General features: G+C 72.4%; 22 protein-coding genes. 12 read left to right on the top strand and 10 right to left on the bottom strand.

Going from position 1 to position 23,955, the window contains the following annotated elements:
• The first annotated feature begins 36 nt into the window (after window positions 1-36).
• The 3 genes from J2Z30_RS15980 to J2Z30_RS15970 are packed head-to-tail and all read left to right on the top strand — an operon-like array spanning window position 37 to window position 2,485.
• Window positions 37-1,203 (top strand): lipid-transfer protein, encoded by a 1,167-nt coding sequence (locus J2Z30_RS15980; protein ID WP_044571473.1) that lies wholly within the window; start codon window positions 37-39, stop codon window positions 1,201-1,203.
• A 53-nt stretch (window positions 1,204-1,256) separates the two neighbouring features.
• Window positions 1,257-1,721, top strand: a complete 465-nt coding sequence (locus tag J2Z30_RS15975) for a Zn-ribbon domain-containing OB-fold protein (RefSeq protein ID WP_044581570.1) — start codon at window positions 1,257-1,259, stop codon at window positions 1,719-1,721.
• Window positions 1,718-2,485: an enoyl-CoA hydratase/isomerase family protein gene (locus J2Z30_RS15970; protein ID WP_044571480.1), complete on the top strand. Its 768-nt coding sequence runs from the start codon at window positions 1,718-1,720 to the stop codon at window positions 2,483-2,485. Before J2Z30_RS15975 ends, J2Z30_RS15970 begins: the two co-directional genes overlap by 4 nt.
• Before the next feature lie 32 nt (window positions 2,486-2,517).
• Here the strand turns inward: J2Z30_RS15970 and J2Z30_RS15965 are convergent, their stop codons facing one another.
• From J2Z30_RS15965 to J2Z30_RS15950, 4 genes are all read right to left on the bottom strand, one after another.
• Entirely contained in the window at window positions 2,518-3,066 is a 549-nt protein-coding gene (locus tag J2Z30_RS15965; RefSeq protein WP_245388052.1) for a hypothetical protein, read from the bottom strand.
• A 134-nt stretch (window positions 3,067-3,200) separates the two neighbouring features.
• Window positions 3,201-3,788, bottom strand: coding sequence for a hypothetical protein (locus J2Z30_RS15960; RefSeq protein ID WP_044571490.1), 588 nt, complete (start codon window positions 3,786-3,788; stop codon window positions 3,201-3,203).
• Between the two features lie 200 nt (window positions 3,789-3,988).
• The gene (locus tag J2Z30_RS15955) at window positions 3,989-6,688 is read right to left on the bottom strand and encodes a serine/threonine-protein kinase (RefSeq protein WP_044571492.1); all 2,700 of its coding nucleotides are present in this window, start codon (window positions 6,686-6,688) and stop codon (window positions 3,989-3,991) included.
• 230 nt (window positions 6,689-6,918) lie between these two features.
• On the bottom strand, window positions 6,919-7,824 hold the full coding sequence (locus J2Z30_RS15950) for a VOC family protein (protein ID WP_044571494.1): 906 nt from the start codon (window positions 7,822-7,824) through the stop codon (window positions 6,919-6,921).
• A gap of 462 nt (window positions 7,825-8,286) precedes the next feature.
• Here J2Z30_RS15950 and J2Z30_RS15945 point away from each other — a divergent pair, with 462 nt between their 5' ends.
• The gene (locus J2Z30_RS15945) at window positions 8,287-8,934 is read left to right on the top strand and encodes a TetR family transcriptional regulator (protein ID WP_044571496.1); all 648 of its coding nucleotides are present in this window, start codon (window positions 8,287-8,289) and stop codon (window positions 8,932-8,934) included.
• A 311-nt stretch (window positions 8,935-9,245) separates the two neighbouring features.
• Here the strand turns inward: J2Z30_RS15945 and J2Z30_RS15940 are convergent, their stop codons facing one another.
• The gene (locus tag J2Z30_RS15940) at window positions 9,246-9,728 is read right to left on the bottom strand and encodes a nitroreductase family deazaflavin-dependent oxidoreductase (RefSeq protein ID WP_044571499.1); all 483 of its coding nucleotides are present in this window, start codon (window positions 9,726-9,728) and stop codon (window positions 9,246-9,248) included.
• On the bottom strand, window positions 9,728-11,137 hold the full coding sequence (locus J2Z30_RS15935) for an acyl-CoA dehydrogenase family protein (protein ID WP_044571501.1): 1,410 nt from the start codon (window positions 11,135-11,137) through the stop codon (window positions 9,728-9,730). The genes J2Z30_RS15940 and J2Z30_RS15935 overlap by 1 nt, the downstream gene beginning before the upstream one ends.
• A 191-nt stretch (window positions 11,138-11,328) precedes the next feature.
• On the opposite strand from J2Z30_RS15935, the gene J2Z30_RS50925 reads away from it, so the two are divergent.
• From J2Z30_RS50925 to J2Z30_RS15925, 3 genes are all read left to right on the top strand, one after another.
• Window positions 11,329-11,457: a hypothetical protein gene (locus J2Z30_RS50925; protein ID WP_269146248.1), complete on the top strand. Its 129-nt coding sequence runs from the start codon at window positions 11,329-11,331 to the stop codon at window positions 11,455-11,457.
• Between the two features lie 156 nt (window positions 11,458-11,613).
• A complete protein-coding gene (locus tag J2Z30_RS15930; RefSeq protein WP_044571502.1) occupies window positions 11,614-12,792 on the top strand; it encodes a thiolase C-terminal domain-containing protein in 1,179 nt (392 codons plus the stop codon).
• A gap of 100 nt (window positions 12,793-12,892) precedes the next feature.
• Window positions 12,893-13,579: a pyridoxine/pyridoxamine 5'-phosphate oxidase gene (locus tag J2Z30_RS15925; protein ID WP_044571504.1), complete on the top strand. Its 687-nt coding sequence runs from the start codon at window positions 12,893-12,895 to the stop codon at window positions 13,577-13,579.
• Window positions 13,580-13,661: 82 nt separating this feature from the next.
• Here J2Z30_RS15925 and J2Z30_RS15920 read toward each other — a convergent pair whose 3' ends face one another.
• Together J2Z30_RS15920 and J2Z30_RS15915 are read right to left on the bottom strand one after the other, a co-directional pair.
• Window positions 13,662-14,117 (bottom strand): Zn-ribbon domain-containing OB-fold protein, encoded by a 456-nt coding sequence (locus J2Z30_RS15920; RefSeq protein ID WP_308279937.1) that lies wholly within the window; start codon window positions 14,115-14,117, stop codon window positions 13,662-13,664.
• Complete coding sequence (locus J2Z30_RS15915) at window positions 14,114-14,566, bottom strand: hypothetical protein (protein ID WP_044571512.1); 453 nt, start codon at window positions 14,564-14,566, stop codon at window positions 14,114-14,116. Before J2Z30_RS15915 ends, J2Z30_RS15920 begins: the two co-directional genes overlap by 4 nt.
• 219 nt (window positions 14,567-14,785) lie before the next feature.
• Here J2Z30_RS15915 and J2Z30_RS15910 point away from each other — a divergent pair, with 219 nt between their 5' ends.
• The 4 genes from J2Z30_RS15910 to J2Z30_RS15895 all read left to right on the top strand — a co-directional run bounded on the left by J2Z30_RS15910 (window position 14,786) and on the right by J2Z30_RS15895 (window position 20,009).
• Window positions 14,786-15,940 carry a flavin-containing monooxygenase gene (locus J2Z30_RS15910; RefSeq protein WP_044571513.1) on the top strand — a complete coding sequence of 385 codons (1,155 nt, stop codon included), beginning with the start codon at window positions 14,786-14,788 and terminating at the stop codon, window positions 15,938-15,940.
• A gap of 216 nt (window positions 15,941-16,156) precedes the next feature.
• Window positions 16,157-18,406, top strand: a complete 2,250-nt coding sequence (locus tag J2Z30_RS15905) for an acetate--CoA ligase family protein (protein ID WP_044571514.1) — start codon at window positions 16,157-16,159, stop codon at window positions 18,404-18,406.
• A gap of 16 nt (window positions 18,407-18,422) precedes the next feature.
• Window positions 18,423-19,238, top strand: a complete 816-nt coding sequence (locus tag J2Z30_RS15900; RefSeq protein ID WP_044571515.1) for an enoyl-CoA hydratase/isomerase family protein — start codon at window positions 18,423-18,425, stop codon at window positions 19,236-19,238.
• A gap of 153 nt (window positions 19,239-19,391) precedes the next feature.
• Window positions 19,392-20,009, top strand: coding sequence for a flavin reductase family protein (locus J2Z30_RS15895; RefSeq protein WP_044581571.1), 618 nt, complete (start codon window positions 19,392-19,394; stop codon window positions 20,007-20,009).
• Between the two features lie 159 nt (window positions 20,010-20,168).
• Here the strand turns inward: J2Z30_RS15895 and J2Z30_RS15890 are convergent, their stop codons facing one another.
• Complete coding sequence (locus J2Z30_RS15890; RefSeq protein ID WP_044571516.1) at window positions 20,169-21,512, bottom strand: MFS transporter; 1,344 nt, start codon at window positions 21,510-21,512, stop codon at window positions 20,169-20,171.
• Window positions 21,513-21,622: 110 nt separating this feature from the next.
• Between J2Z30_RS15890 and J2Z30_RS15885 the strand changes: the two genes are divergently transcribed.
• Window positions 21,623-22,702, top strand: a complete 1,080-nt coding sequence (locus tag J2Z30_RS15885; RefSeq protein ID WP_078956725.1) for a GlxA family transcriptional regulator — start codon at window positions 21,623-21,625, stop codon at window positions 22,700-22,702.
• A 192-nt stretch (window positions 22,703-22,894) separates the two neighbouring features.
• On the opposite strand, the gene J2Z30_RS15880 is transcribed toward J2Z30_RS15885, so the two are convergent.
• Entirely contained in the window at window positions 22,895-23,944 is a 1,050-nt protein-coding gene (locus J2Z30_RS15880) for a Zn-dependent alcohol dehydrogenase (RefSeq protein WP_044571518.1), read from the bottom strand.
• Between the last annotated feature and the right edge of the window lie 11 nt (window positions 23,945-23,955).

Genomic DNA, 23,955 nt, shown 5'->3' with positions numbered 1-23,955 from the left:
CTGTCAGCACCGGTGAACGCGACCACGGAGGCGACCATGGGGGCGGTAAGGGCGACGGCGACCTTGAAGGACGCGACGGCGATAGCCGGTATCGGGCAGACCCCCTTCGCCAAACACCTCCCCGAGTCCGAGAAGACCCTGGCCTGCCGGGCGATCCTCGCCGCGCTCGACGACGCCGGAATCGCCCCGTCCGAGGTGGACGCCTTCGCCTCGTACACCATGGAGGAGACCGACGAGGTCGAGATCGCCAAGGCCATCGGCGCCGGGGACGTGACCTTCTTCGGCAAGGTCGGCTACGGGGGCGGCGGTTCGTGTGCGACCGTCGCACACCTGGCCGCCGCGATCGCCACCGGACAGGCGAGCGTCGGGGTGGCCTGGCGGTCCCGCAAACGCGGCAGCGGGCCGCGCCCCTGGACCAACACCCAGGTGCAGCTGCCCACCCCGGCCCAGTGGACCCGGCCGTACGGGCTGCTGCGCCCGGCCGATGAGATCGGCCTGCTGGCCCGGCGCTATATGCATGAGTACGGCGCGACCCGCGATCACTTCTTCAATGTGGCGCTGGCCTGCCGCAACCGGGCCAATCAGAACCCCGCCGCGATGATGTACGACCGCCCGCTGACCCGCGAGATGTATATGACCGCGCGCTGGATCAGCGAACCGCTCTGCCTCTTCGACAACTGCCTCGAGACCGATGGCGCGCTGGCCTGTGTGCTGGTGTCGGCCGAGCGGGCGCGCGACTGCCGGCACCGGCCGGTGTACGTCCACTCCGTCGCCCAGGGGCTGCCGGCCCAGCACCACGGAATGGTCAACTACTGGAACGACGACCCACTGACCGGCCCCTCCTGGACCGCCGCCCGCCGACTGTGGAAAACCGCCGACTTCAGTCCGCAGGACGTGGATGTCGCGCAGATCTACGACGCGTTCACCCCGCTGATCCCGCTCTCCCTGGAGGGCTACGGCTTCTGCGCCCGCGGCGAGGGCGCCGCCTTCACCGAAGGGGGCGCGCTGGAGATCGGCGGACGGCTGCCGCTCAACACCGGCGGGGGCGGCCTCAGCGAGGCGTACGTCCATGGCTTCAACCTCATCACCGAGGGGGTCAGACAGCTGCGCGGCACCGGCACCGCCCAGGTCCCCGGCGCCACGACCTGCCTGGTCACGGCGGGTGAGGGAGTTCCCACATCGGCCCTGCTGCTGAGGAGTTGAGCGACGGCATGACACAAACCGAAACGACCACGACCACGACCACGACCACGACCATGGCCGCGAGCGGCGGGGGCGACCGGGCCGACGGGCTGCTGGCGCCCGTGCCCGACGACGACGGGGCGCCCTTCTTCGCCTACGCGGCGCGCGGTGAACTGCGCGTCCAGTGCTGCGCCGACTGCGGCGAATCGCGCTTCCCGCCCCGGCCCTGCTGCCCTCGCTGCCAGTCCTTCGAGAGCCTGTGGAAAAAGATGAGCGGCCGTGGCCGGATCTGGTCGTATGTGCTGCCCCATCCCCCGCTGTTGCCCGCCTACGCGGCACAGGCGCCGTACAACGTCGTCCTCGTGGAGCTCGCGGACGCCCCGCGCATCCGGCTGGTGGGCAATCTGGTCGCCGCCGCGGACGCCGCGCTGAACTCGGTCCCGCCCGAGCGGATCCGCGTCGGCGCGCCCGTGAAGGCCGCCTTCCATGAGACGGACGGCGGGCTGACGGTGGTGCGCTGGCTGCTGGAGCGGCCATGACGGTCCGCATACGGGTGGAGCAGGACGGCGTCGCGGTCGTCACCCTCGACCGGCCCGAACGGCACAACGCCATCGACCTGGAGACGGCCTCGGAACTCACCGCCGTATGGCGGCGCTTCCGCCGGGACGACGCGGTCCGGGCCGTCGTCCTCACCGGCGCGGGCGGCCGGGCCTTCAGCACCGGCATCGACCGCTCGGTGGAGGTCGCGCAGCCGCCGTCGCCCTACGCGATGGACGATCCGCTGCGCACCGTCGGGCCCAAGGCGAACGACCTGTGGAAACCGGTGGTCGCGGCGGTGGCCGGGATGGCCTGCGGCGGGGCGTTCTATCTGCTGGGCGAGGCCGAGTTCATCGTCGCCGACGAGACGGCGACCTTCTTCGATCCGCACACCAGCTATGGGATGGTCAGCGCCTACGAGGCCGTCTATATGGCGCAGCGGATGCCCATGGGCGAGGTCGCGCGGATGGCCCTGATGGGGACGGCGGAGCGGCTCTCGGCCCGACGGGCGTATGAGACGGGCCTGGTCAGCGAGGTGACCCCGGCCGGTGAAGCCCTTACGGCGGCCATCCGTGCCGCGTCGGTCATCGCGTCGTACCCGACGGAGGCGGTGCAGGGCACCGTAAGGGCGCTATGGGCGGCGAAGGAGACGGCGCTGGCCCAGGCGCTCGCACAGGCCCCGCAGTTGATCGCGCTGGGCAATCTGCCGCCGGGGCGCCAGGCCGCGCTCTTCGCGGCCCGCACGCCCGGCTTCCGTACCCGCTGAGGCCGTCCGCCCCGGATCGATCGGCTCGGGCCTCAGGTGGAGCTCGGGTACTTGAGCGCCGAGGTGACCTTGCAGGTGAAGGACGTCTGCTCGGTGAGGGTGCGATAGGAGGTGGCGCTGAGGGTCTGGCTGCTGCCGGACGCCACGGTGACGGACTTGTAGTCGGAGCCCAGCAGGCTGCCGCCGTTCTGGTCCTCCCACTCGATGCTGATCGAGTAGTGCATGGACTGCGTCTCGGGGTTCCTGAGATTGAGGGTGTACTGGAACGAACGGGTCGACTCGTCGTAGTCGCAGCCGGTGGCGGTGATGTCGTTCGTGCCGTCCGAGTTGTAGGTGGGCGGCGCGGAGTAGGTGTAGGAGGGCGTGGGGGCGTCGTAGGACGGCAGATCGGAGGGCGCGCCGCTGGGCAGATCGGTGGGTATGCCGCTGGGGAGGTCGGTGGGGCCGGACGCCGGGTTGTCGTTGCCCCCGCTCCCGCCCGAGACGAACCCCCCGAGGCCGCCGTCGTGGCTACCGCCCTTCTTCTTTCCGCAGCCGGTCAGCGCGATGAGCCCGACCAGGGCGACAGCGCATATGCGCATGGAGCGGCGTTGCATGGTATTACCCCCGTTGAAAGGCACATTCAAGCCAAATGCAGCCTGTTGACAAGTGCACGCCACCCTAGCAACGGGTTTTCCTACCCCAAAGTCACATGTCAGCGCGCCAGTCCCGGCTCTCAGAGGACGGAGACGACCTCACACCGCACCACGGTTCCCACGGCCGAGGGATCGTCGAGCGGCACCCTTACGGTCCGCGACTTCCCCGCGGGGACCCGCACATCGGCGCGGCCGGAGGTGCGGGTCACACCGTCCCGGTCCTGGAAGTTCATCTCCACGAGGTATGTGTCGGCGGAGCCCGAGCGGTTGCGCACCTTCACGGTCGCCGCCGGACGGCCGCTCTCGTCCTTGCCCTTTTCGGCGTCCTTGCCCTTTTCGGCACAGGTGACGACCGTCGCCTGGGGCTCATAGGACGACGCCGAGCCGCCCGAGGAACCGCTGGAGGCGCTGTCGCCGTAGTCGTCATCGTCGTAGTCGCGGTAGCGCGAGCCGCCGGAGCCCGCACCGGTGGTGGAGCCCTCGTCGTCGGAGTCCGAGTAACCACCCGAGCCGGAACCGGAATCGGAGCCCGACCCGGACGAGTGGTGCGAGGACGAACTGGAGCAGCCGCCTCCGCCACCCCCGTGGCCATGGCCACGCCCCTTGAACCCGGTCAGCGCCACCAGCACCACGGTGAGCACGGCCGCCAGCCGTAGACCACGCCGCATCACAGACCCCGTTCCCCCGAAGACCGCGCAGAGTTACCCATCGACCTCCCGGCTCCCAGGAGGTCGATGAACGCCCGCAACCGTAGCAGCAATTGTCAGGGACACGGCCTGCGACCTGCCGTCTCCGGCACGCCGCCGCCTCGTCGCGCCGCCGCCTCGCCACGCCGCCGCCTCGTCGCGCCGCCCCGCCCCGGGATCGGTCAGGCCCGGCCGCCCGACGGGCGGGACTGGCCCGTGCCCTTCACCGCGTCCAGCGCGTAGACGCAGCGGTCCTTGCTGCACGCGTACACCACGCCCCCGGCGGCCACCGGGGATCCGGTGATCTCACCGCCGGTCGCCAGCTTCCAGCGCAGCTGTCCGCCCGCCGCGTCCACCGTGTAGAGGCAGTGGTCGGCCGAGCCGAAGTGGACCCGGCCGTCGGCGACCACCGGCGAACCGATGACCTCGCCGCCCGCCGCGAACCGCCACTTGGGCGTGCCGGTGACCGCGTCGAGCGTGTAGAGCGCGCTACCGCTGCCCAGATGGACCGAGCCGTCGGCCACCAGCACCGGCTCGATCGACTGCCGGGCCTCGGTGGCGATGCGCCAGCGATCGCGGCCGTTGGCCGCGTCCAGCGCGTACACCGTGCCCAGATAGTCGGCGATGTAGATTCCGCCGCCGGTCACCGCGGGCCCCGGCGCGTACGCGGGGGCGCAGAGGAAGACGGCGGGCGCCTCGAAACGCCACCGCACATCCCCGCGGGCGGTGTCGAGCGCGAGCACCCGCGTGCCCGCCGAGACGTAGACCACCCCGTCGGGCGCCGCCAGCAGACGCAGCGGCACCCCGCCGCACGACGCCGCGTCGCCCACCGGATACGACCAGCGCTCCGCGCCGGTGCGCGCCTCCAGGGCGCGCAGCCGCGCGTCCGCCCACACGTACACCGTGCCGTCGTGGACGGCGGGGCCCGACTCGGGCGTCTCGAAGTCGGTCTGGAGGCCCTGCATCTCCCACAGCAGCTCGCCGTTGGCCGCCTCCCACGCCTGGACGCCACCGCCGCGCGTGCCGGTGACGACCGTGCCGCGGTCGACCTTCAGGGAGTAGACCCAGCCATCGGTCGACAGCCGCCAGCGCTCGGCGCCGTCCTCCGCGTCCAGCGCGTACAGCGTGGGGCCGTCGGAGGCGTGGATCCGGCCGTTCGCCACGGCCATCGCCCATGCCACGTCGCGCGTCTTGAACTGGCGCCGGCCGGTGCCCACGTCCAGTGCGTGCACCTCGAACGAGGTCACGTACAGCAGCTCGCCGGCGACCGCAGGGGTGCCCCATACGTCATTGGACATGCGGAACCGCCACGGGCGCCAGCGGCCGTGCCCGGCTCCGCCGGGCGGCTCGGGCGGCTCGGCCGACGGGGAGTGGGTCGGCGGCGGAACGGCGGCCGTGCCATCACCCCCGTTCAGCCCTCCGCTCGTCACCCCAGCCGGCGGGCGCACCCAGCCGGTGGCGGGCCCGGTGCCGTGCTGCGCCTGCGGGTCCCGCGCGTCGGCGGCCCGGAGCCCCGGGCCGATCGGCACCTGCGAACCGGGCAGCCGCACCGACCCGTCGGCCCCTGCGGGCGCCGGGGCGGGCGCAGGGGGCGCCGGGGCGGGCGCAGGGGCCGACGCGGCGGCGGACGGGGCAGCAGACGGGGCGGCATGCCGACCCGGCCCGATGGAGCCCAGCGCGCTGGGCGGGCTCGCTGCCTCCGGCGCGCGCAGGCCGCCACGCGGATCGCCCACGCCAACGGGCTCCCAGCCGCTCGGACCGGCGGGCCCGCCCGGGGCGGCACCGTGCCGCCCGCCATGGCCGTCCGCCGCGGCTCCCGCGGCTGGGGGGTACGAGGGCGGCGGCGTGGGCGGGCGCTCCGGCGGAAGCGGCGCGGAGGGGCGACTGCCCGCGCTCGCGGCGCTTCCGGCGTTCCCCGCGTCTCCGGCGTGCCCGCCGGGGCGGCCGCCTCCGGCCGCGGGCCGGGAGGAGCCGCGCACCTGGTTGCGGCCGCTGCGCTTGCGTTCGATGAGCGCGACGGCGCCGGGCGGCAGCCAGGCCGAGGCCGTACCGCTGTCGTCGGCGTTGGAGGCGAACAGATGCGGGGCCAGCTGGGACTGCAGATCGGCCGGGGACGGCCGCCGCTCGGGCTCCATCTGCATGCACGACTCGATCAGCGGCCGCAGCTCATCGGGCAACCCGACCAGATCGGGGCCCTCGCGCAGCAGCATGAACACGGTCTCCACCGGGTTGGCGCCGTGGAAGGGCGCGTGCCCGGTGGCCGCGAAGGTCAGGGTCGAGCCGAGCGAGAAGATGTCGCTCGCGCCCGTCACACTGCGCGAGTCGCGCGCCTGTTCGGGGGACATATAAGCGGGGGTTCCGACCGCGACGTTCGTCATCGTCAGCCGGGTGTTCGAGACACCGGAGGCGATACCGAAGTCGATCACGCGCGGGCCGTCCTCGACGACCAGCACATTGGACGGCTTCAGATCCCGGTGGACCAGGCCCGCGCCATGGATGGACTGCAGCGCCTCGGCGACCCCGGCCGCCAGCCAGCGCACCGCCTGGGCCGGCATCGGCCCGCACTCATTGACGATTTCCTCGAGGGACGGCGCCGGCACATAGGCCGTGGCCAGCCACGGCACCGCGGCGCGCGGATCGGCGTCCACGACGGCTGCCGTATAGAAGCCGCTGACCGCGCGGGCCGCCTCCACCTCACGGGTGAATCGGACACGGAACAGCTGGTCCTCGGCGAGCTCGGTCCGGACCGTCTTGATCGCGACCCGTCGGCCCGATGCCGAGCGGGCCAGATAGACCAGCCCCATGCCGCCCGCGCCGAGACGTCCGAGCACCTCGAAAGGGCCGATCCGCCTTGGATCGTGCTGCGTCAGCTGCTCCACCACTTGCCTGCCACCTCCCCGTGGGGGCTTGAAAAAATACAGCCCCGTGCAGCGTCTCACCGACAAACCAACCGGCGGCACGCATCCTGCATTCTCTCTGGCGAAGGCGGCGGTTGCGAACCCGGGGGCGAATCGTCGTGTCATCGGGCGATACGGAGTCGGGGTCCGTCCGGTTCGACCGGGGACCATCCAAGTGCCCGCAGGCCCGTATCGCCCAGTTATTCGCCCCGGGTTCAGCCCGCCGCCGAGGTGTCGATGACGGCGAAGGCCGCGCCCTGATTGTCCGCAAGGACCGCGAAACGCCCGTACGGCGTATCTTCGGCGGTCTTGAGTACCCGCCCGCCCAGCCTGTTGGCCGTGCGCAGCGCCTGATCGCAATCCGCCACCACAAAGTACGTCAGGAAGTGGGCGGGCAGAACGGCCGGGTACTCCTCACCCATCACGACGCGTCCGCCGATCGCGTGACGGGGATCCGGGGGCTCTCCGCGCGGCGTCCACAGGACCACGTCGGCCGGTGAGCCCTCGGCGGAGGACGGCGCGGGGGACGCGCCTGGGGGCGGCGTGGAGGACGGCACGGAGGGCGCTGCGGACGGCGGCGCGGTAGACGGCGCGGAGGGCGCTGCGGACGGCGGCGCGGAAGACGGCGCGGAGGGCGTCATCCCGTAGCCGAAGACCGCCCGGTAGAAGGCGTCCACGGCGCGCGGCTGACGCGTGTGGACCTCGGCCCAGCCGTACGAACCGGGCGTGCCGCGCCGCGCGAAGCCGGTGTGGCTGCCCGCCTGCCAGATCCCGAAGACGGCGCCGCCTGGGTCGGCGGCCGTCGCCATGACGCAGAACTCGTCGATCCACACCGGCGGGGTGATCACCCGGCCACCGGCCTCGCGGATCCTTACGGCGGTCGCGGCGGCGTCCTGGGCGGCGAAGTAGATGTTCCAGACGGTGGGCATCCGGCCGTCCGGCTTGGGCACCAGTCCCGCGACGTCCTTACCGCCCAGGAGGGCCCGGGTGAACGTGCCGTATTCGGTGGCGATCTCCTGGAAGGTCCAGCCGAAGAGCTCACCGTAGAAGCGCCGGCCCGCCGCGAGGTCGGACAGCAGCACATCCGCCCAGCAGGGCACGCCTTCCGCGAATGCCGCCATGGCCCGGATCCTCCCGCGTCCCTCGGTCCTCGGACTTGCTCGCCTCGGGGCCCTGCTCACCTCGGAGCCCGCTCACCTTGGAGCCCGCTCACCTCGGAACTTACTCACAGCCCGGTTAGGGATGGTTGGCGCGTGTTTGGAGCCGCTTGGTTCGTTCACCTCACTTGCCACGCTAACGGGGGATCGCCCGGTCTGCTCGCCCCGGAACTCGAAATATTTGGCCAATCCTTTTGGCTCGGAGACGGATCCGACCTCGTCATCCACCGTTGTTATCCACAGGCTGTTGATAACACGATTCACACGTGTGGGTGAGCGGTAATTGAGGGCTTGACGACTGTGGACAGGGGCCGGAATCAGCCATTCCAACCAGCTCAGCGAGGTTCACAAACCTCCCCATCCCGCCCTAACCCCATTTGCACGCAGCCGAATCGCGCTCCGATCACCCCTCGGTAAGCTGACGGCATGACAGGACAAGTACGCACAGTCGACGGGCGGGTGGCCGGTCGTCGCGGGCAGGCGACGCGGCAGAAGCTGCTCGACTGCCTCGGCGAGATGCTCAGCACCTCCCCGTATCGAGACGTCAAGGTCATCGATGTCGCACGTAAGGCAGGGACCTCGCCTGCGACGTTCTACCAGTACTTCCCCGATGTGGAGGGCGCGGTCCTCGAGCTCGCCGAGGAGATGGCGAAGGAGGGCGCGAGCCTCACCGATCTGGTCGCCGACCGCTCATGGGCCGGCAAGTCGGGGGCGACCACGGCGGAGGACCTGGTCGAAGGGTTCCTCTCCTTCTGGCGCAAACACGACGCCATCCTGAGGGTGGTCGATCTGGGCGCCGCCGAGGGTGACAAGCGGTTCTACAAGATCCGCATGAAGATCCTCAATTCCGTCACCAACTCCCTGACGGATGCCGTCAAGGAGCAGCAGGCCAAGGGCCGGATCGACGGGGACCTCAACCCTGGGGCCATCGCGGGCTCGCTGGTCGCCATGCTGGCGGCGGTCGCGGCGCACCAGAAGGGCTTCCAGAGTTGGGGCGTCAAGCAGGCCGACCTCAGGCCGAGCCTGACCTGGCTCGTCCACCTCGGCATCACCGGCCGTAAGCCGCCGAAGTAACGAATCCGCGCCCCCTTCCCCGGCCTCCCCTCCCCGGCCCCTCCCGGCCGGCTGCCCGGCCGGGCCCGCATGTCCTGTCACGCCGCGGCGGATCACTCTCCAGTGATCCGCCGCGGCTCTTTGCGGTCACTGGTCGGTCCCTCACGGGCTCACCCATGGGGGAGGGACCGGGGACCCCGCCGAGGCGCTGGGCACCCCTGGCGGAGGGTGTCGAGCACCCCCGATGGGAGCGGCGCTGGGGCCCCCGAAACGGAGGGACCGGCCCAGCCCTCCCCGACGGACCCGCCGGACCACGGCCCCGACGGACCGGCTCAGCCCTCCTCGACGCGGTGGAGGCGGAAGAGGCGGATCTCGCGGTCCACTCGGGACTGGTAGGTCGCGTAGGGCGGCCAGAAGGCGAGGACCGCGGCCCAGGCCGCCTCGCGTTCGGCGCCCTCCAGCAGGCGTGCCCGGACGTCGATGTCCCGGCCCCGCCAGCTGATCTCCGCTTCCGGGTGCTTCAGGAGGTTCGTGGTCCAGACCGGATGGTCTGGACGGCCGAAGTTGCTGCCGATCAGGATCCAGGTGCCGCCGTCCTCCGGCATGCAGGCCAGCGGCGTACGGCGGGGAAGCCCCGACTTCGCGCCGCGCGCCGTAAGGATCACGCCCGGCAGCATCCGCGCGCTCGGCAGCACCTTGCCGCGGGTCAGCCGGTGGACGGTGCGGTCGAACGCGGGGATGACATGGGGCGCGACCTTGGCGAAGGCGCGGGTCGAGGACACCTTACGGACCAGCTTCACGCCGTAACCGGCCATCAGGCCGTCACCGCCCTACGCAGCCCATCGCGACCGTCAGGCCCGTCAGGCCCGTCGCGCCCATCGCGACCGTCAGGCCCGTCGCGCCCGTCCGGGCCATCGTGCGTGCCGTCCCCGTTGGGACCGCTTCCGCCGCTCCCCCCGCGCCCGCCACGCCGTTCATGGCCGCCGTAAGGAGCGCGATCGGCCGCGCCGAAGAGTCCCTCTCGTTCCGCGGCCCGCGCCCGCAGCCGGTGGCCGGGGCCGAAGAGCAGCTCGTCCGAGGCGGCCCGCTTGAAGTAGAGATGCGCGTCGTGCTCCCAGGTGAAGCCGATGCCGCCGTGCAGCTGCACCGCCTCGGCCGCCGCCGTGCGCTGCGCCTCCAGCGCCTGCGCGAGCGCCAGCCCGCCCGCGACCGCGGCTTCCGTGCCGCCCGCACCGCCCTCGGTCGCGGCCCATGCCGCGTAGTACGCCGCCGAGCGGGCCGCCTGCACCGCGACGTACACATCCGCCAGCCGGTGCTTGACCGCCTGGAAGGAGCCGATGGGACGGCCGAACTGCTCACGCGCCCGCACATACTCGACCGTCCGTGTGAGGGCCGCGTCCGCCGCCCCCACGGCTTCGGCGGCGAGCACGGCCCCGGCCGCCGTACCCACGGCCGCCAGCGCCTCGGCCACCGCTTCCCCGCTCCCGCTTCCGCTCCCGCCGTCGTCCGCCCCCAGCAGCTCGGCCGAGACGTTCCGCAGCTCGATCCGGGCCTGCGGCCGGGTCGCGTCGAGGGCGGTCAGCCGGGTGCGGGCCAGGCCGTCCGCCCCCGCCCGGACCAGGAACAGCAGCGTCCGCCCGCGCGTATAGCCTCCGGCGCGGGCGGCGACGAGCAGCAGTTCGGCGCTGTGCCCGCCCAGCACCTGCTCCACCTGCCCGTACAGCCGCCACCCCGCGCCGCCGTCCCTGTCCGGGCGCGCCTGGACACCCCCCGCGCGCCCCCCACCGGCCCACGCGCCGTCCCGCGCTCCAACGAGCCCCAGCGCTTCGGGCAGCGCGCGCCCCGGCACCGCGAGCGCCGCCGTAAGGGCGCCGTCCGCGATGCGCGGCAGCAGCTCGGCGCGCTGCGTCTCCGTCCCGAGCGCGGCGACCAGGGGCGCGGCGAACACGGCGGTGGCCAGGAGCGGCGAGGGGAGCAGCACCCGCCCGGTCTCCTCACAGGCCAGCGCCAGCTCGGTGACGCCGCAGCCGACGCCCCCGTACACCGCTGAAAGGGCGAGGCCCGGCAGCCCGAGCGTCTGGGCGAGCTGCCGCCACAGGGCCTCGTCATAGCCGGGCGCGGTCTGGACCGCCGCCTTGACCTCGTCCGGCCCGCATCGCTCCCGCAGCAGAGTGCGCAGCGTACGGCGGATCTCGTCCTGTTCCTCGGTGAACGCGGTGTCCATCGGCGAGCACCTCCGTTTTCTGACGGGCCGTCATACTAGGGACGGGCTCGGGACTTTCCCACCCCTCCCGCTCCATCCACGGTTAAACTGCTGCCGCCCCACCACGTTCCTCCCCGCATCCTCCGCCGGAGCGCGACCCGACCGGCGGTGGCCCTGTCCTCCGGGGCCTGTCGGAGGAGCGAGGAGGGGTAATGGACGATCGGAGCACGCAGGAGACGAGCGACGCCCGGTGGACCGGCCCGGACAGGTGGCAGGTCGTGATCGGAGTGCTGAGCCTTCTGGTGGCGATCGCCGCTTGTGTGGGGCAGTTCCTGCAGTAACCGGGCGCCTCACGCGTGGTCCGGGCGGGGCTTGTGCTCAAGACGCGAGCACGGCCATACGGGAGATCGTCCGGACCATCCCCCTTCCCTCTGGACCTCGGCGCGCTCGCATCTGCGCCCCTTCCGCTCCAGCAAATCTGATGTACCGTCAGATTCATGCCGCCCGTAGCGCAGCGCAACCGTAAGGTCGCCGTCGTCGGCGTCTCCCTCTCCGACTGCGGCCGCGTCGACACGGCCACCCCCTACGCCCTCCACGCCCAGGCCGCCCGCCGGGCCCTCGCCGACTCCGGCCTCGACCGGTCGGTCGTCGACGGCTTCGCCTCGGCGGGGCTCGGCACCCTCGCGCCGGTCGAGGTGGCCGAGTATCTGGGGCTGCGGCCGACCTGGACCGACTCGACGGCCGTCGGCGGCTCCACCTGGGAGGTCATGGCGGCGCACGCGGCGGACGCGATCGCCGCCGGGCACGCCCGCGCCGTTCTGCTCGTCTACGGGTCCACCGCCCGCGCCGACATCCGCGCGGGCCGCCGCACCGCGAACCTCTCCTTCGGGGCGCGGGGACCGCTCCAGTTCGAGGTCCCGTACGGGCATACGTTGGTCGCCAAGTACGCGATGGCCGCGCGCCGCCATATGTATGAGTACGGCACCACGCTCGAACAACTGGCGGACATCGCCGTTCAGGCGCGTATCAACGCCGGGCACAATTCGGACGCGATGTTTCGCGAACCGATCACGATCGATGACGTCCTGAGCGGCCCGACGATCGCCGACCCCTTCACCAAACTGCACTGCTGCATCCGTTCGGACGGCGGCTGCGCGGTGCTGCTCGCGGCCGAGGAGTACGTACCGGACACGGCGAAGCCCCCGGTATGGGTGCTGGGTTCGGGCACGGCCGTCTCGCACACCACCATGTCCGAATGGGAGGACTTCACGGTCTCCCCGGCCGCGGCCTCCGGCCGGGCGGCCTTCGCGCGGGCGGGCGTCCAGCCGTCGGAGATCGACGTGGCCGAGCTCTATGACGCCTTCACCTATATGACCCTGGTGACGCTGGAGGACCTCGGTTTCTGCGCCAAGGGCGAGGGCGGGGCGTTCGCGGAGAAGGGGCGGCTGACGCGGGACGGCGAGCTGCCGACCAACACCGACGGCGGCGGCCTCTCCGCCTGCCACCCGGGGATGCGCGGGCTGTTCCTGCTGGTCGAGGCAGTGCGTCAGCTGCGCGGCGAGGCCGGGGAGCGCCAGGTGCGCAAGGCGGGCGGACGGCTGCCGGAACTCGCCGTGGCGTCGGGCACGGGGGGCTGGTTCTGCTCGGCGGGCACGGTGGTCCTGGGCCGCGACTGACGGGCCCGCGGCTGACAGGCCCGCGGCTGACGGGCCCGCCCCGGCCGTACGTACGCGCCCGCTTGCCCCGGCTCCTCATGGGTGATCGGATGGGGAGCCGATGAGTGAGAACGAGGATGAGGCATTCCGCGCACTGCTACGCGGCCTGCGCGTACCCCATGCGGGCGAACTGCCCGTCTTCGACCCGGCCACGGCCCCGGACGCACCGCTTCCGCTCTTCCGGCGGTGGCTGCGGGAGGCCGCCGAGGCGGGTGAACCCGGGCCGCACACCATGACCCTGGCCACCGCGGGCGCCGACTGCCGCCCGTCCCAGCGCACGGTGATGCTGCACGACGCCGATGAGCGCGGCTGGCACTTCGGCACCCATCGCACCAGCCGTAAGGGCCGAGAGTTGGCCGAGCAGCCGTACGCCTCGCTCGCGTTCCACTGGATGCGGTCGGGCCGTCAGGTGCGCGTCAGCGGGCGGGTCGGCGAGGCCGGACCGGAGGAGAGCGCGGCCGATCTGCGCGGCCGGTCCCCCGCGGCGTTCGCGGCGGCGCTGGCCGGGAGCGGGCGGCAGAGCGAGGTGCTCGGCTCCTACGAGGAGCTGCTACGGGCCTTCGAGACGGCGTACGAACGGGCCGAACGCGAATCGGACGCGACCGCCCCCACCTGGACCCTGTACGTCCTGGAGGCCGACGAGGTCGAGTTCTACCAGGAGGAGGCCGGGCGGCGGCACGTACGGGTCCGCTATCGCCGCGACCCCGGGGAGCCCGGCGGCTGGCGGCGAGAGCTGCTGTGGCCCTAACGGCTGCACGGCCGTACGGCGACGCCGACCGTAAGGCGTGCACCGTTGAACACGGCGGCCGTAAGGCGGCCACGCCGTGAGACTAGGCAAGCACCGGCCGGAAGACAGGGACGACCGGCACGCCCCCCTCGGCCGCCTCACCGGCCCCCGCCGCCCGGAACGCCACCCCGAGCCGCATCCCCACTCGCGGGCCACTCTCCGGTACCTCGATGAGCTCGGTCATCATCCGCGGCCCCTCGGCGAGGTCGACGACGGCGGCGGTGTACGGGACCCGGGTGCCGAACGGCGGCAGGTCATTGCGGTGCACCACGGACCACGTATAGAGCGACGCGGCGCCGCTCGCCGCCTCCCAGGCGACGTTCTCGCTCCAGCAGTACGGGCAGAACTCGCGCGGGTAGTGATGAGCCCGGCCACACCCGCCGCAGCGCCGGATCAGCAGCCGGCCCTCGGCGGTGGCGTCCCAGTAGGGGCGGGTGAAGGCGTCGATCTCGGGCAGGTCGAAGCGCGGAGCGCCCGCGGGCGGCGGCGTCGGGCTCACAGGAACAGCCCCCACGCCTCGTCGAGCGACCAGGTCTGCCAGCTCATGCCGAAGAGCCCGACCACGGAGATCAGCACCATCATCGAGTTCTGCCCCTGCTCCGCCCAGTCGTGGATCATGAGCAGGAAATAGAGCAGATTGAGCACGATCGCGCCGATCAGGGCGATGGGGGTCAGAAAGCCGAGCGTCAGCCCGAGGCCGAGGGCCAGTTCGGCGTAGACGACGACGTACGCCATGACCTTGGGACGGGGTGTGACCACCGTGTCGAAGCCGCCGCGGACGAACGCCCAGCGGTGCTTGGCGGCCACGCCCACCGCCCAGCCGATGCCGGTGCCGCGCTCGAACCAGTCCTTCTTGTCCTTGTGCCGCCAGCTCTCGAGCCACCACAGGCCGAGTCCGATACGCAGTACGGCGAGCCATTCGGCCCCGTCGAGCCCGATCGTCCGCATCGTCCTCCACCCTCCCGTCCCGGCGAATCTGACGGTACGTCAGTTTTATGGGCCGGGCACGGCCCGCGCAAGAGGTCGCGCCGGCGGAACGGAAACCGATGGGCCATCGCGCCGACGGTCCGGCGCCAACCGACCGTGACCTCTCCGCAACCCATCCGGAATCACTTTGACCGGATCGTTTGACCGAAACCCGTCAAATACCCGACTACGCTCACCCGCATGGCCGACCGCTCCCCCGAGAAGTCCTCACCCGTCTATGTGATCGGCGGTGGACCGGGCGGACTCGCCGCCGCTGCCGCGCTCAGCCACCGCGGGATCCGCGCCGTCGTCCTGGAGAAGTCCGACGCGGTCGCCGCGTCCTGGCGGAACCACTACGACCGGCTGCATCTGCACACCACGCGCAGACTCTCCGCACTCCCCGGGCTGCCGATCCCCCGGTCCTACGGACGGTGGGTCGGGCGCGACGACGTCGTGCGCTATCTGGAGCGCTACGTCGAGCACCACCGGCTGGACATCGTCACGGGCGTCGAGGTCTCCCGCATCGACCGGTCGTCCGACGACACGGAGTGGGTGCTGCGCGCCACGGGCGGCCGTGCGCTGTCCTCGCCCGTGATCGTCGTCGCGACGGGCTTCAACCACACCCCACGGCTGCCGGACTGGCCGGGTCGCGCCGGCTACACCGGCGAGCTGCTGCACGCCGCCCACTACCGCAACGCCCGCCCCTTCGAGGGCCGTGACGTCCTGGTGGTCGGCGTCGGCAACACCGGCGCCGAGATCGCGGTCGATCTGATCGAGGGCGGCGCGGCCCGGGTGCGGCTGGCGATCCGCACCGTGCCGCACATCCTGCGCCGCTCGACGGCCGGGTGGCCCGCACAGGCCACCGGCATCCTGGTGCGCAGGCTGCCGCGGCGCGCGGTGGACCGGGCGGCGCGGGTGATGTGCCGGGTGAGCATGCCGGATCTGACCGAGCACGGCCTGCCCTGGCCCGACACCGGGCTCTACACCCGCGTACGGGAGGGCGCGATCCCGGTCCAGGACGTGGGGCTGGTCGACGCGGTGCGGACGGGACGGGTGGAGGTGGTCCCGGCGGTGGACTCCTTCGATCTGGACAAGGTGGTCCTGGCCGATGGCTCACGGATCAGCCCCGAGGTGGTGATCGCCGCGACCGGCTACCGGCGCGGCCTGGAGGAACTGGTCGGCCATCTGGGCGTGCTCGACGGTCGCGGCCGCCCCCTCCCGCACGGCCGACGGACCCTGAAGGGCGCACCGGGACTGCACTTCACGGGCTATACGAACCCGATCAGCGGGATGCTGCGCGAGCTGGCCATCGACGCCCGGAAGATCGCCAAGACGGTCGCCCGCACGACGGCATGACAGCGAGGCGGGACGGGGCGGGACGGGCCGCGATTCCACCGGCCCCGCCGTCACCCTGCGTGTTCCCCTCGCCCCGAGCATTCCTGACAGGCCGTCAGTTCAGTAACCTGACTACTGGGTAATGTGACTTGGCGTCAGGTTTGCTGCGGCGGCCGACGCCGAATCCCCTGGTCACCTACCCGGTTATTGGCCAACGAGCAGGAGTGGCGGATACCGATGCTTGGATCGACCTACGGCACCCTGACCACCAACTCCCGTCATGCCCGCGCCGTCGCCTGCGGGCAGGCCCCCGGCCCCGCCGTGCATGTCCACAGCAGGGCCGCGGCGGGCGGGACCGCCGAAGGCGTGGACGACGTGGACGTCAGCGGGCGCCCCCTGACGTCCACCGTCCCCGATCTGGACCGCTTCTTCCATCCCGAGTCGGTGGCCCTCATCGGCGCCTCCGACACGGACGGCCGCCCCAACACCGGTATCACCCGCCAGCTCCTGGCCTGGGCCGAACGCGTCGGCGCCCGGCTGCACCCCGTGCATCCCTCCCGTCCCGCCGTCTTCGGCATTCCGTGCGTACCGTCCGTGGCCGCGCTGCCCGAACCCGTCGACCTCGCCGTCCTCCTCGTCCGCGACCCGCTCCCGGTGATCGAGGAACTCGACGGGAGCAAGGTGAGGTTCGCCGTCGTCTTCGCCTCCGGCTTCGCCGAGACCGGCCCCGAGGGAGCCGCCGCGCAGGCCCGGCTGGCCGCCGCGGCCCGCGGCGCCGGGCTGCGGCTGCTCGGCCCCAACACCAACCTCAACGCCTTCGAGAAGTTCCGCGACGACCTCGACGGGCCCGCCATCGCCCTCATCACCCAGTCAGGCCACCAGGGCCGACCGGTCTTCACCCTCCAGGAGCTCGGCATCCGGCTCAGCCACTGGGCCCCGACCGGCAACGAGGCCGATCTGGAGACCTCCGACTTCATCTCCTACTTCGCCACCCGGCCCGAGGTCGGCGCCATCGCCCTGTACGCGGAGGGGCTGAAGGACGGCCGCGACTTCCTCCTCGCCGCCGACCGGGCCGCCCGCGCCAAGGTGCCCGTCGTCGCCGTGAAGGTCGGCCGCACCGAGACCGGCGCCCGCACGGCCGCCTCCCACACCGGCAAGCTGACCGGCTCGGACGCGGTGGTGGACGCGGCCATGCGGCAGTTCGGCGTGATCCGCGTGGACGGCCTGGACGAGCTGCAGGACACGGCGGCGCTGCTCGCCCGCGCCCGCCCGCCGCTCGCCGAGGGCGTCGTGGTGTATTCGATCTCCGGGGGCACCGGGGCCCACTTCTCCGACCTCGCCACCGCCGCGGGCCTCACCCTGCCCGCCCTCTCTCCCGAGAAGCAGACCGAGCTCCACCAGTGGATACCCGGCGAGCTCAGCGTCGCCAACCCGGTGGACAACGGCGGCCACCCGGTCGGCGACTGGCGCGGCCGGAAGATCATCGACGCGCTCCTCGCCGATCCCTCCGTGGGCGTGCTGATCTGCCCGATCACCGGCCCCTTCCCGCCGATGAGCGACAAGCTGGCGCAGGATCTGGTGGACGCGGCGGAGCAGACGGACAAGCTGGTGTGCGTGGTGTGGGGCTCGCCGGTCGGCACCGAGGACGCCTACCGCACCACCCTGCTGGGCTCCTCCCGCGTGGCCACCTTCCGGACGTTCGCCAACTGCATCACCGCCGTGCGCGCCTATCTGGGGCACCACCGCTTCACCGCCAGCTACCGCTCCCCGTTCGAGGAAGCCCCGCGCACGCCGTCCCCCTCGCTGCGCAAGGTGCGCGATCTGCTGCGCCCAGGAGACCGCCTGAGCGAGCACGCGGCGAAACAGCTGCTGCGGGCGTACGGCATCCGGGTGCCGCGCGAGCAACTGGTGACCAGCGCGGCCGCGGCCGTCCGCGCCGCCGGTCTTGTGGGCTACCCCGTGGTCATGAAGGCGTCCGCGCCACAGCTCGCCCACAAGACCGAACTGGGGCTGGTCCGGCTGGGACTGACCTCGGCCAGCCAGGTCCGCGACACCTATCGGGAGCTCACCGACATCGCCCGCTACGAAGGCGTCGAGCTGGACGGGGTGCTGGTCTGCCAGATGGTCGAGCGCGGGGTGGAGATGGTGGTCGGCATGAGCCAGGACCCCCTCTTCGGCCCGACCGTGACCGTCGGTATAGGGGGCGTGCTCGTCGAGGTCCTCCGTGACACCGCCGTACGCGTCCCCCCGTTCGGCGAGGACCAGACGCGCGCGATGCTCGCCGAACTGCGCGGCCGCGCCCTCCTCGACGGTGTGCGCGGCGCTCCCCCCGCCGATGTGGACGCGCTCGTGGAGGTCGTGCTGCGGGTCCAGCGCATGGCCCTGGAGCTCGGGGACCACCTCGCCGAACTGGACGTCAATCCGCTGATGGTGCTGGAACGTGGCCAAGGTGCCGTGGCACTGGACGCCCTGGCGATCTGCCGCTGACGTATGGAGCGTTGCCATGACCTCTGCCCCCCTTGAAGACTCACGTGACTCCGTTCTACGGCACACCACTGACAACGGCGTCTCGTGGATCACGCTCAACCGCCCCGCGGCGATGAACGCCATCACCCCCGACCAGCGAGAACACCTGATTTCGCGGCTGGAGCACGCCTCCGCCGACCCGGCCGTCCGGGCCGTCGTGCTGACCGCCACCGGCAAGGGTTTCTGCGCGGGAGCGGATCTGCGCGGCGCATCCGACGGGGCGGAACGGGTCGCGGGCGATGTCGCCCGGCTGATCCGCGGCGGAGCGCAGCGGCTCATCGCCGCCGTCCTCGACTGCGAGAAGCCGGTGATAGCCGCCGTCAACGGCACCGCGGCCGGGCTCGGCGCCCATCTGGCCCTCGCCTGCGATCTGGTGCTGGCCGCCGAATCGGCGGTCTTCATCGAGGTGTTCATCCGCCGCGGTCTGGTCCCCGACGGGGGCGGTGCGTATCTCCTCCCCCGGCTGATCGGCCCGCAGCGCGCGAAGGAGCTGATGTTCTTCGGCGACGCGCTGCCCGCCGCCGAGGCCGAGCGGCTGGGGCTGGTCAACCGGGTCGTCCCGGACGACGATCTGACCAAGACCGCCCGCGCCTGGGCCGAGCGCCTCGCCGCGGGGCCCACCCGCGCCCTGGCCCTCACCAAGGCTCTGGTGAACGCCTCCTTGGAGGCCGACCGCCCGGCCGCGTTCGCCGCCGAGGCGGCGGCGCAGGAGATCAACATGACCACGGCCGACGCTCAGGAGGGCGTCCGCGCGTTCATCGAGCGCCGGCCGCCCGGGTACCGAGGCCGCTGAGGCCGTCGAGGCCGCTGAGGCCGTCGAGGCCGCCGCTGAGGCCGCAAAGGAACCGCGCCGTCAGAGAACCCGAGACAGCCAGGCAGAACCCGAGTAAGCGAGAAATCCGAGCAAGCGAGAAAGGGGGACGGGGCCATGATGGGACACGCCGGTATGGCCGCCACCGCCGTCCGCTACCTCCGGGCGGTCGGCTCGCCGACCGCCTCCGTACGACCGGTCGACCCGCTGCCCCCGCCGGAGCTGCGCTGTGTGCGCGACGATGAGCGGCCCCCGGTCGACCCGGCCGAATTCCGCAGTGTCCTGGGCCACTTCGCCAGCGGGGTCACCGTGATCGCCACCGTCGACGAGAACGGACCGACCGGCTTCGCCTGCCAGTCCTTCGCCTCGCTGTCGCTTGACCCGCCGCTGGTCGCCTTCATGGTCGCCCGCACCTCCACGACCTGGCCGCGCATCGCCCGCGCGGGCGTCTTCTGCGTCAATGTCCTGGGCGCGCACCAGGGCGAGCTGTGCCGCTCCTTCGCGGTCAGCGGCTCCCGGCGCCCCGACAAATTCGCGGGCGTCCGCTATGAAGCGTCCCCGGTCACCGGCTCACCGCGGCTCGCGGACGTCCCGGCGTGGATCGACTGCGCGATCCACGCCGTGCACACGGGCGGCGACCATCTGGTGGTGGTGGGCCGCGTCCGGGCGCTGGGCATGGACGAGCCCGCGGCGCGCTCGGGGCCGCTGCTCTTCCACCGCGGCTCCTTCGGGGGGTTCACGGCGCTGCCCTGAGGCCGCCCTTTTACGTAAGCCCGCGCGGCCTCACGGGGTGTCCGGCGGGCCACGCCGCGGAGCCCCCACACGGCGGAGCCGCGGATCGTCAGGTGCCGGGAAGGGGCGGGGCGGGGCGGGGAACAGCCCACCGCAGGCGCCGAGCTCCGCCGGACGCCTCTAGACCGTCGCCGACGCGGTTTTCGCGCCCGGGACGCGCTGGATGACCAGCGACATCAGCGCGGCGATCGCGCACAGCGCGCCCGCGCCGTACCAGACCAGGTCGTACGTGCCGAAGGCGTCCCGCGCCGCGCCGCCCACGAAGGCCACGACCCCGGCCCCCACCTGGTGGGAGGCGAGCACCCAGCCGAAGACGATCGCGCTGTCCTCCCCGTACTGCTCCCGGCACAGCGCCATCGTCGGCGGGACGGTGGCGACCCAGTCGAGACCGTAGAAGACGATGAAGAAGAGCATCGGCGGATGGACCGCGTCGTCCAGCAGGATCGGCAGGAACATCAGGGAGAGCCCGCGCAGCGCGTAGTACACGGCCAGCAGCCGTCGCGCGTCGAAGCGGTCGGTGAACCAGCCGGAGGCCACCGTCCCCACGATGTCGAAGACGCCGATGACGGCGAGCAGGCTCGCGGCGGCCGTCACCGGCATGCCGTGATCATGCGCGGCGGGCACGAAATGGGTCTTGACGAGGCCGTTCGTGGAGGCGCCACAGATCGCGAAGGCGCCCGCGAGCAGCCAGAAGGAGCCGGTGCGCGAGGCCGAGGCGAGGGCCTTGACGGCCCGCCTGGCCGCGCCGCGCCGGGGTGCGGGCCGCGGGGCGGGCGGCCCGTCGGCACCGTACGCGGGGAGGCCCACGTCCGAGGGGTGGTCGCGCAGCAGCAGCCAGACGAGGGGGACGATCACCAGCGCGGCGACCGAGACGGTGATCGCGGCGGGCCGCCATTCGTGCCGTTCGACGATCCAGGAGAGCAGCGGGAGAAAGATCAGCTGCCCGGAGGCCCCGCCCGCCGTGAGGATGCCGGTGACCAGCCCGCGCCGGGCCACGAACCACCGGTTGGTCACGGTCGCGGCGAAGGCCAGCGCCATGGAGCCGCTGCCGAGGCCGACCAGCACACCCCAGCACAGGATGAGCTGCCAGGGCTCGCTCATGAAGACCGTAAGGCCGCCACCGGCCGCGATGACGACGAGCGCGGCCGCGACGACCTTACGGATGCCGAAGCGATCCATCAGGGCGGCCGCGAAGGGCGCTGTGAGCCCATAGAGGGCGAGGTTGACGGAGACCGCGAACCCGATCGTGCCGCGCGACCAGCCGAACTCCTCGTGGAGCGGGTCGATGAGCAGACCGGGCAGGGAGGCGAATCCGGCCGCGCCGATGATCGTCACAAAGGCGATGGCGGCGACCGACCAGGCGCGGTGCGGTAGGCGTAGGAGGGCCCGCCGTGCGGGCCGGGCGGGCTGTTCCGGCTGTTCGTCCTGTTCGGGGGCTTCGGAGAGCTCGGTCGTCTGCGTCACCGGACCAGCATCGGGCAGCGGGTCGGCACGGACGAGTGGCCCGAGGGACAGTATTCGCTAGGATCGGGCCACGGCCCTTTCGGGCCGGTCCGAACGACGGGAGGCCGGAAGTGTCCCCACCCCAGCCCCAATCCCCGCCCCAGTCTCAGCCCCAATCCCCGCTCCACTCTCCGCCCTGGACCGCCGACGCGCGCCATCGCGTCGCCGTCCTCGCCCTCCCCGGCGTGATCCCCTTCGAGCTGGGCATTCCGTACCGGATCTTCGGCAAGGCCCGCTCCGCCGACCGCCGGCGGCTGTACGAGGTGGTCACCTGCACCCCCGAGCCCGGTCTGGTGCCCACGGACGCCGACTTCCCGATCGCCGTGGAGCAGGGCCCGGAGGCCCTCGCCGAGGCCGACACCATCGTGGTGCCCGCCTCGTACGAACTCGGCCCGGTCCACGAGAAGGGCCGGATGACCGAGCCGCTCGGCGCCGCGCTGGCCCACGCCCGGCCGGGCGTGCGCTGGGTGTCCATCTGCACCGGTTCGTTCGTACTGGCCGCCGCCGGGCTTCTCGACGGCCGCCCGGCCACCACCCACTGGTCCAGCGTCGACCACTTCCAGCGCCTCTTCCCGACCGTCAAGGTCGATCCGAACGTGCTGTTCGTGGATGACGGCGATGTGCTCACCTCGGCCGGTGTCGCCTCGGGGATCGACCTGTGTCTGCATCTGGTGCGGCGCGACCACGGCACGGCCGTCGCCAACGACGTGGCCCGGCGCAGCCTGGTGCCGCCCCACCGCGACGGCGGCCAGGCCCAGTACATCCCGCGCCCGCTGCCCGAGGCCCAACAGGCCACCACGACGGCGGCCCGCGCCTGGGCGCTCGGCCGGCTCGACCGGCCCATCTCGCTGCGGGAGCTGGCCGCCCAGGAGTCGATGAGCGTACGGACGTTCACCCGCCGCTTCCGTGAGGAGGTCGGCTTCAGTCCGGGCCAGTGGCTGACCCAGCAGCGGGTCGAGCGGGCCCGTCATCTCCTGGAGGGCACCGATCTGTCGGTGGACCAGGTGACGCGCGAGGCCGGTTTCGGCTCCCCCGCGTCCCTGCGCCAGCACTTCCAGGCGGCTGTGGGCGTCTCCCCCACCGCCTACCGCCGCACCTTCCGCGCGGGCGCCGAGGCCGGTACGGCTCCCGGCGCCGACGCCCGCGCGTAAAGGCCGCTCAGCCCTTCATGGCAGCTCTCTCGCCGTCACGGGGCCACTGCCCGCGCCGTCACGGGGCCACTGCCCGCGCCATCACGGGGCCACTGCCCGCGCCGTCCCGCGGTCGCCTCGGCGCCCTGGAGCCGCCGGTTGGGAAGGCAAGGTGAACAGCCCTCGTCGTCAGACGCACCGGACGCCGCCCGTTCAGAAGGTGAGCACAGCGCGCGCCACCCGGCCGTGGTGGGCGTCGTCGGCTGCCTTGGCGAAGTCCTCCAAGGGATAGGTCCTGCTCACGAGTTCGTCCAGCAGCAGCCGGCCCTGCCGGTAGAGGTCGGCGTACAGCGCGATGTCGGCCTGTGGCCGCGAGGAGCCGTAGCGGCAGCCCAGGATGGACTTGTCCAGATACATGGAGGAGACGCGGAAGGCCGCCTCGGCGTCGGCGGGCGGCACCCCGAGCAGCACCGCCTGGCCGTGCCGGTCGAGCAGGTCGACGGCCTGGCGGATGAGCCGGGTGGAGCCGACGCATTCGAAGGCGTGGTCCGCGCCGGTCGGCAGGATCTCCCGTACGGCGTCGGCGGAGGGGACGAAGTGGGTCGCGCCGAACCGCCGGGCCATCGGCTCCTTGGCGGGGTTGGAGTCCACGGCGACGATGGGGGACGCCCCGGCGATCCGGGCCCCTTGCAGCACATTGAGCCCGATGCCGCCGCTGCCGATGACGACGACCGACTCACCGCGGTCCACCTTGGCGCGGTTGAGCACGGCGCCGACGCCGGTGAGGACGGCACAGCCGATGAGGGCGGCGGGGACGAGCGGAATGGCCTCGGGGATCGGCACCACCTGGACCGCGGTGACGAGGGTGCGCTCGGCGAAGGCCGAGTTCGAGGCGAAGTTGTACAGCCGCTCGTCGCCGCGGCGAAACGGCCGGGTCGGGCGGCCGATCGCCGCGCGGCACATGGTGGGGCGGCCCCGGGCGCAGTCGGCGCAGGTCCCGCAGTTGGCGAGGGTGGAGAGCGCCACATGATCACCGGGTGCGACATGGGTGACGCCCGGCCCGACCTCCTCGACCACGCCCGCGCCCTCGTGGCCGAGGACCACGGGGAGAGGGAAGGGGATGGTGCCGTCGACGACCGACAGATCGCTGTGGCACAGCCCGGCGGCGGCGATGCGCACCAGCACCTCACCGGGGCCGGGGTCGCGCACCTCCAAGTCCTCGACCACGCGCGGCGCGGTGCCGTCGAAGATGACGCCTCTCATCCTCATCACCC

This window comes from Streptomyces iranensis (assembly GCF_017874715.1).
Taxonomy (GTDB): Bacteria; Actinomycetota; Actinomycetes; order Streptomycetales; family Streptomycetaceae; genus Streptomyces; species Streptomyces iranensis.
The sequence above is the reverse complement of the archived record's forward strand: the minus strand, read 5'-3'. Positions and strand labels throughout refer to the sequence as shown.

Excerpts from the sequence above, each read along its gene's own strand:
- J2Z30_RS15980 (WP_044571473.1), top strand. The coding sequence starts at position 37 with ATGGGGGCGGTAAGGGCGACGGCGACCTTGAAGGACGCGACGGCGATA.
- J2Z30_RS15975 (WP_044581570.1), top strand. The coding sequence starts at position 1,257 with ATGGCCGCGAGCGGCGGGGGCGACCGGGCCGACGGGCTGCTGGCGCCC.
- J2Z30_RS15970 (WP_044571480.1), top strand. The coding sequence starts at position 1,718 with ATGACGGTCCGCATACGGGTGGAGCAGGACGGCGTCGCGGTCGTCACC.
- J2Z30_RS15965 (WP_245388052.1), bottom strand. The coding sequence starts at position 3,066 with ATGCGCATATGCGCTGTCGCCCTGGTCGGGCTCATCGCGCTGACCGGC.
- J2Z30_RS15960 (WP_044571490.1), bottom strand. The coding sequence starts at position 3,788 with ATGCGGCGTGGTCTACGGCTGGCGGCCGTGCTCACCGTGGTGCTGGTG.
- J2Z30_RS15950 (WP_044571494.1), bottom strand. The coding sequence starts at position 7,824 with ATGGCGGCATTCGCGGAAGGCGTGCCCTGCTGGGCGGATGTGCTGCTG.
- J2Z30_RS15945 (WP_044571496.1), top strand. The coding sequence starts at position 8,287 with ATGACAGGACAAGTACGCACAGTCGACGGGCGGGTGGCCGGTCGTCGC.
- J2Z30_RS15940 (WP_044571499.1), bottom strand. The coding sequence starts at position 9,728 with ATGGCCGGTTACGGCGTGAAGCTGGTCCGTAAGGTGTCCTCGACCCGC.
- J2Z30_RS15935 (WP_044571501.1), bottom strand. The coding sequence starts at position 11,137 with ATGGACACCGCGTTCACCGAGGAACAGGACGAGATCCGCCGTACGCTG.
- J2Z30_RS50925 (WP_269146248.1), top strand. The coding sequence starts at position 11,329 with ATGGACGATCGGAGCACGCAGGAGACGAGCGACGCCCGGTGGACCGGC.
- J2Z30_RS15930 (WP_044571502.1), top strand. The coding sequence starts at position 11,614 with ATGCCGCCCGTAGCGCAGCGCAACCGTAAGGTCGCCGTCGTCGGCGTC.
- J2Z30_RS15925 (WP_044571504.1), top strand. The coding sequence starts at position 12,893 with ATGAGTGAGAACGAGGATGAGGCATTCCGCGCACTGCTACGCGGCCTG.
- J2Z30_RS15915 (WP_044571512.1), bottom strand. The coding sequence starts at position 14,566 with ATGCGGACGATCGGGCTCGACGGGGCCGAATGGCTCGCCGTACTGCGT.
- J2Z30_RS15910 (WP_044571513.1), top strand. The coding sequence starts at position 14,786 with ATGGCCGACCGCTCCCCCGAGAAGTCCTCACCCGTCTATGTGATCGGC.
- J2Z30_RS15905 (WP_044571514.1), top strand. The coding sequence starts at position 16,157 with ATGCTTGGATCGACCTACGGCACCCTGACCACCAACTCCCGTCATGCC.
- J2Z30_RS15900 (WP_044571515.1), top strand. The coding sequence starts at position 18,423 with ATGACCTCTGCCCCCCTTGAAGACTCACGTGACTCCGTTCTACGGCAC.
- J2Z30_RS15895 (WP_044581571.1), top strand. The coding sequence starts at position 19,392 with ATGGCCGCCACCGCCGTCCGCTACCTCCGGGCGGTCGGCTCGCCGACC.
- J2Z30_RS15880 (WP_044571518.1), bottom strand. The coding sequence starts at position 23,944 with ATGAGAGGCGTCATCTTCGACGGCACCGCGCCGCGCGTGGTCGAGGAC.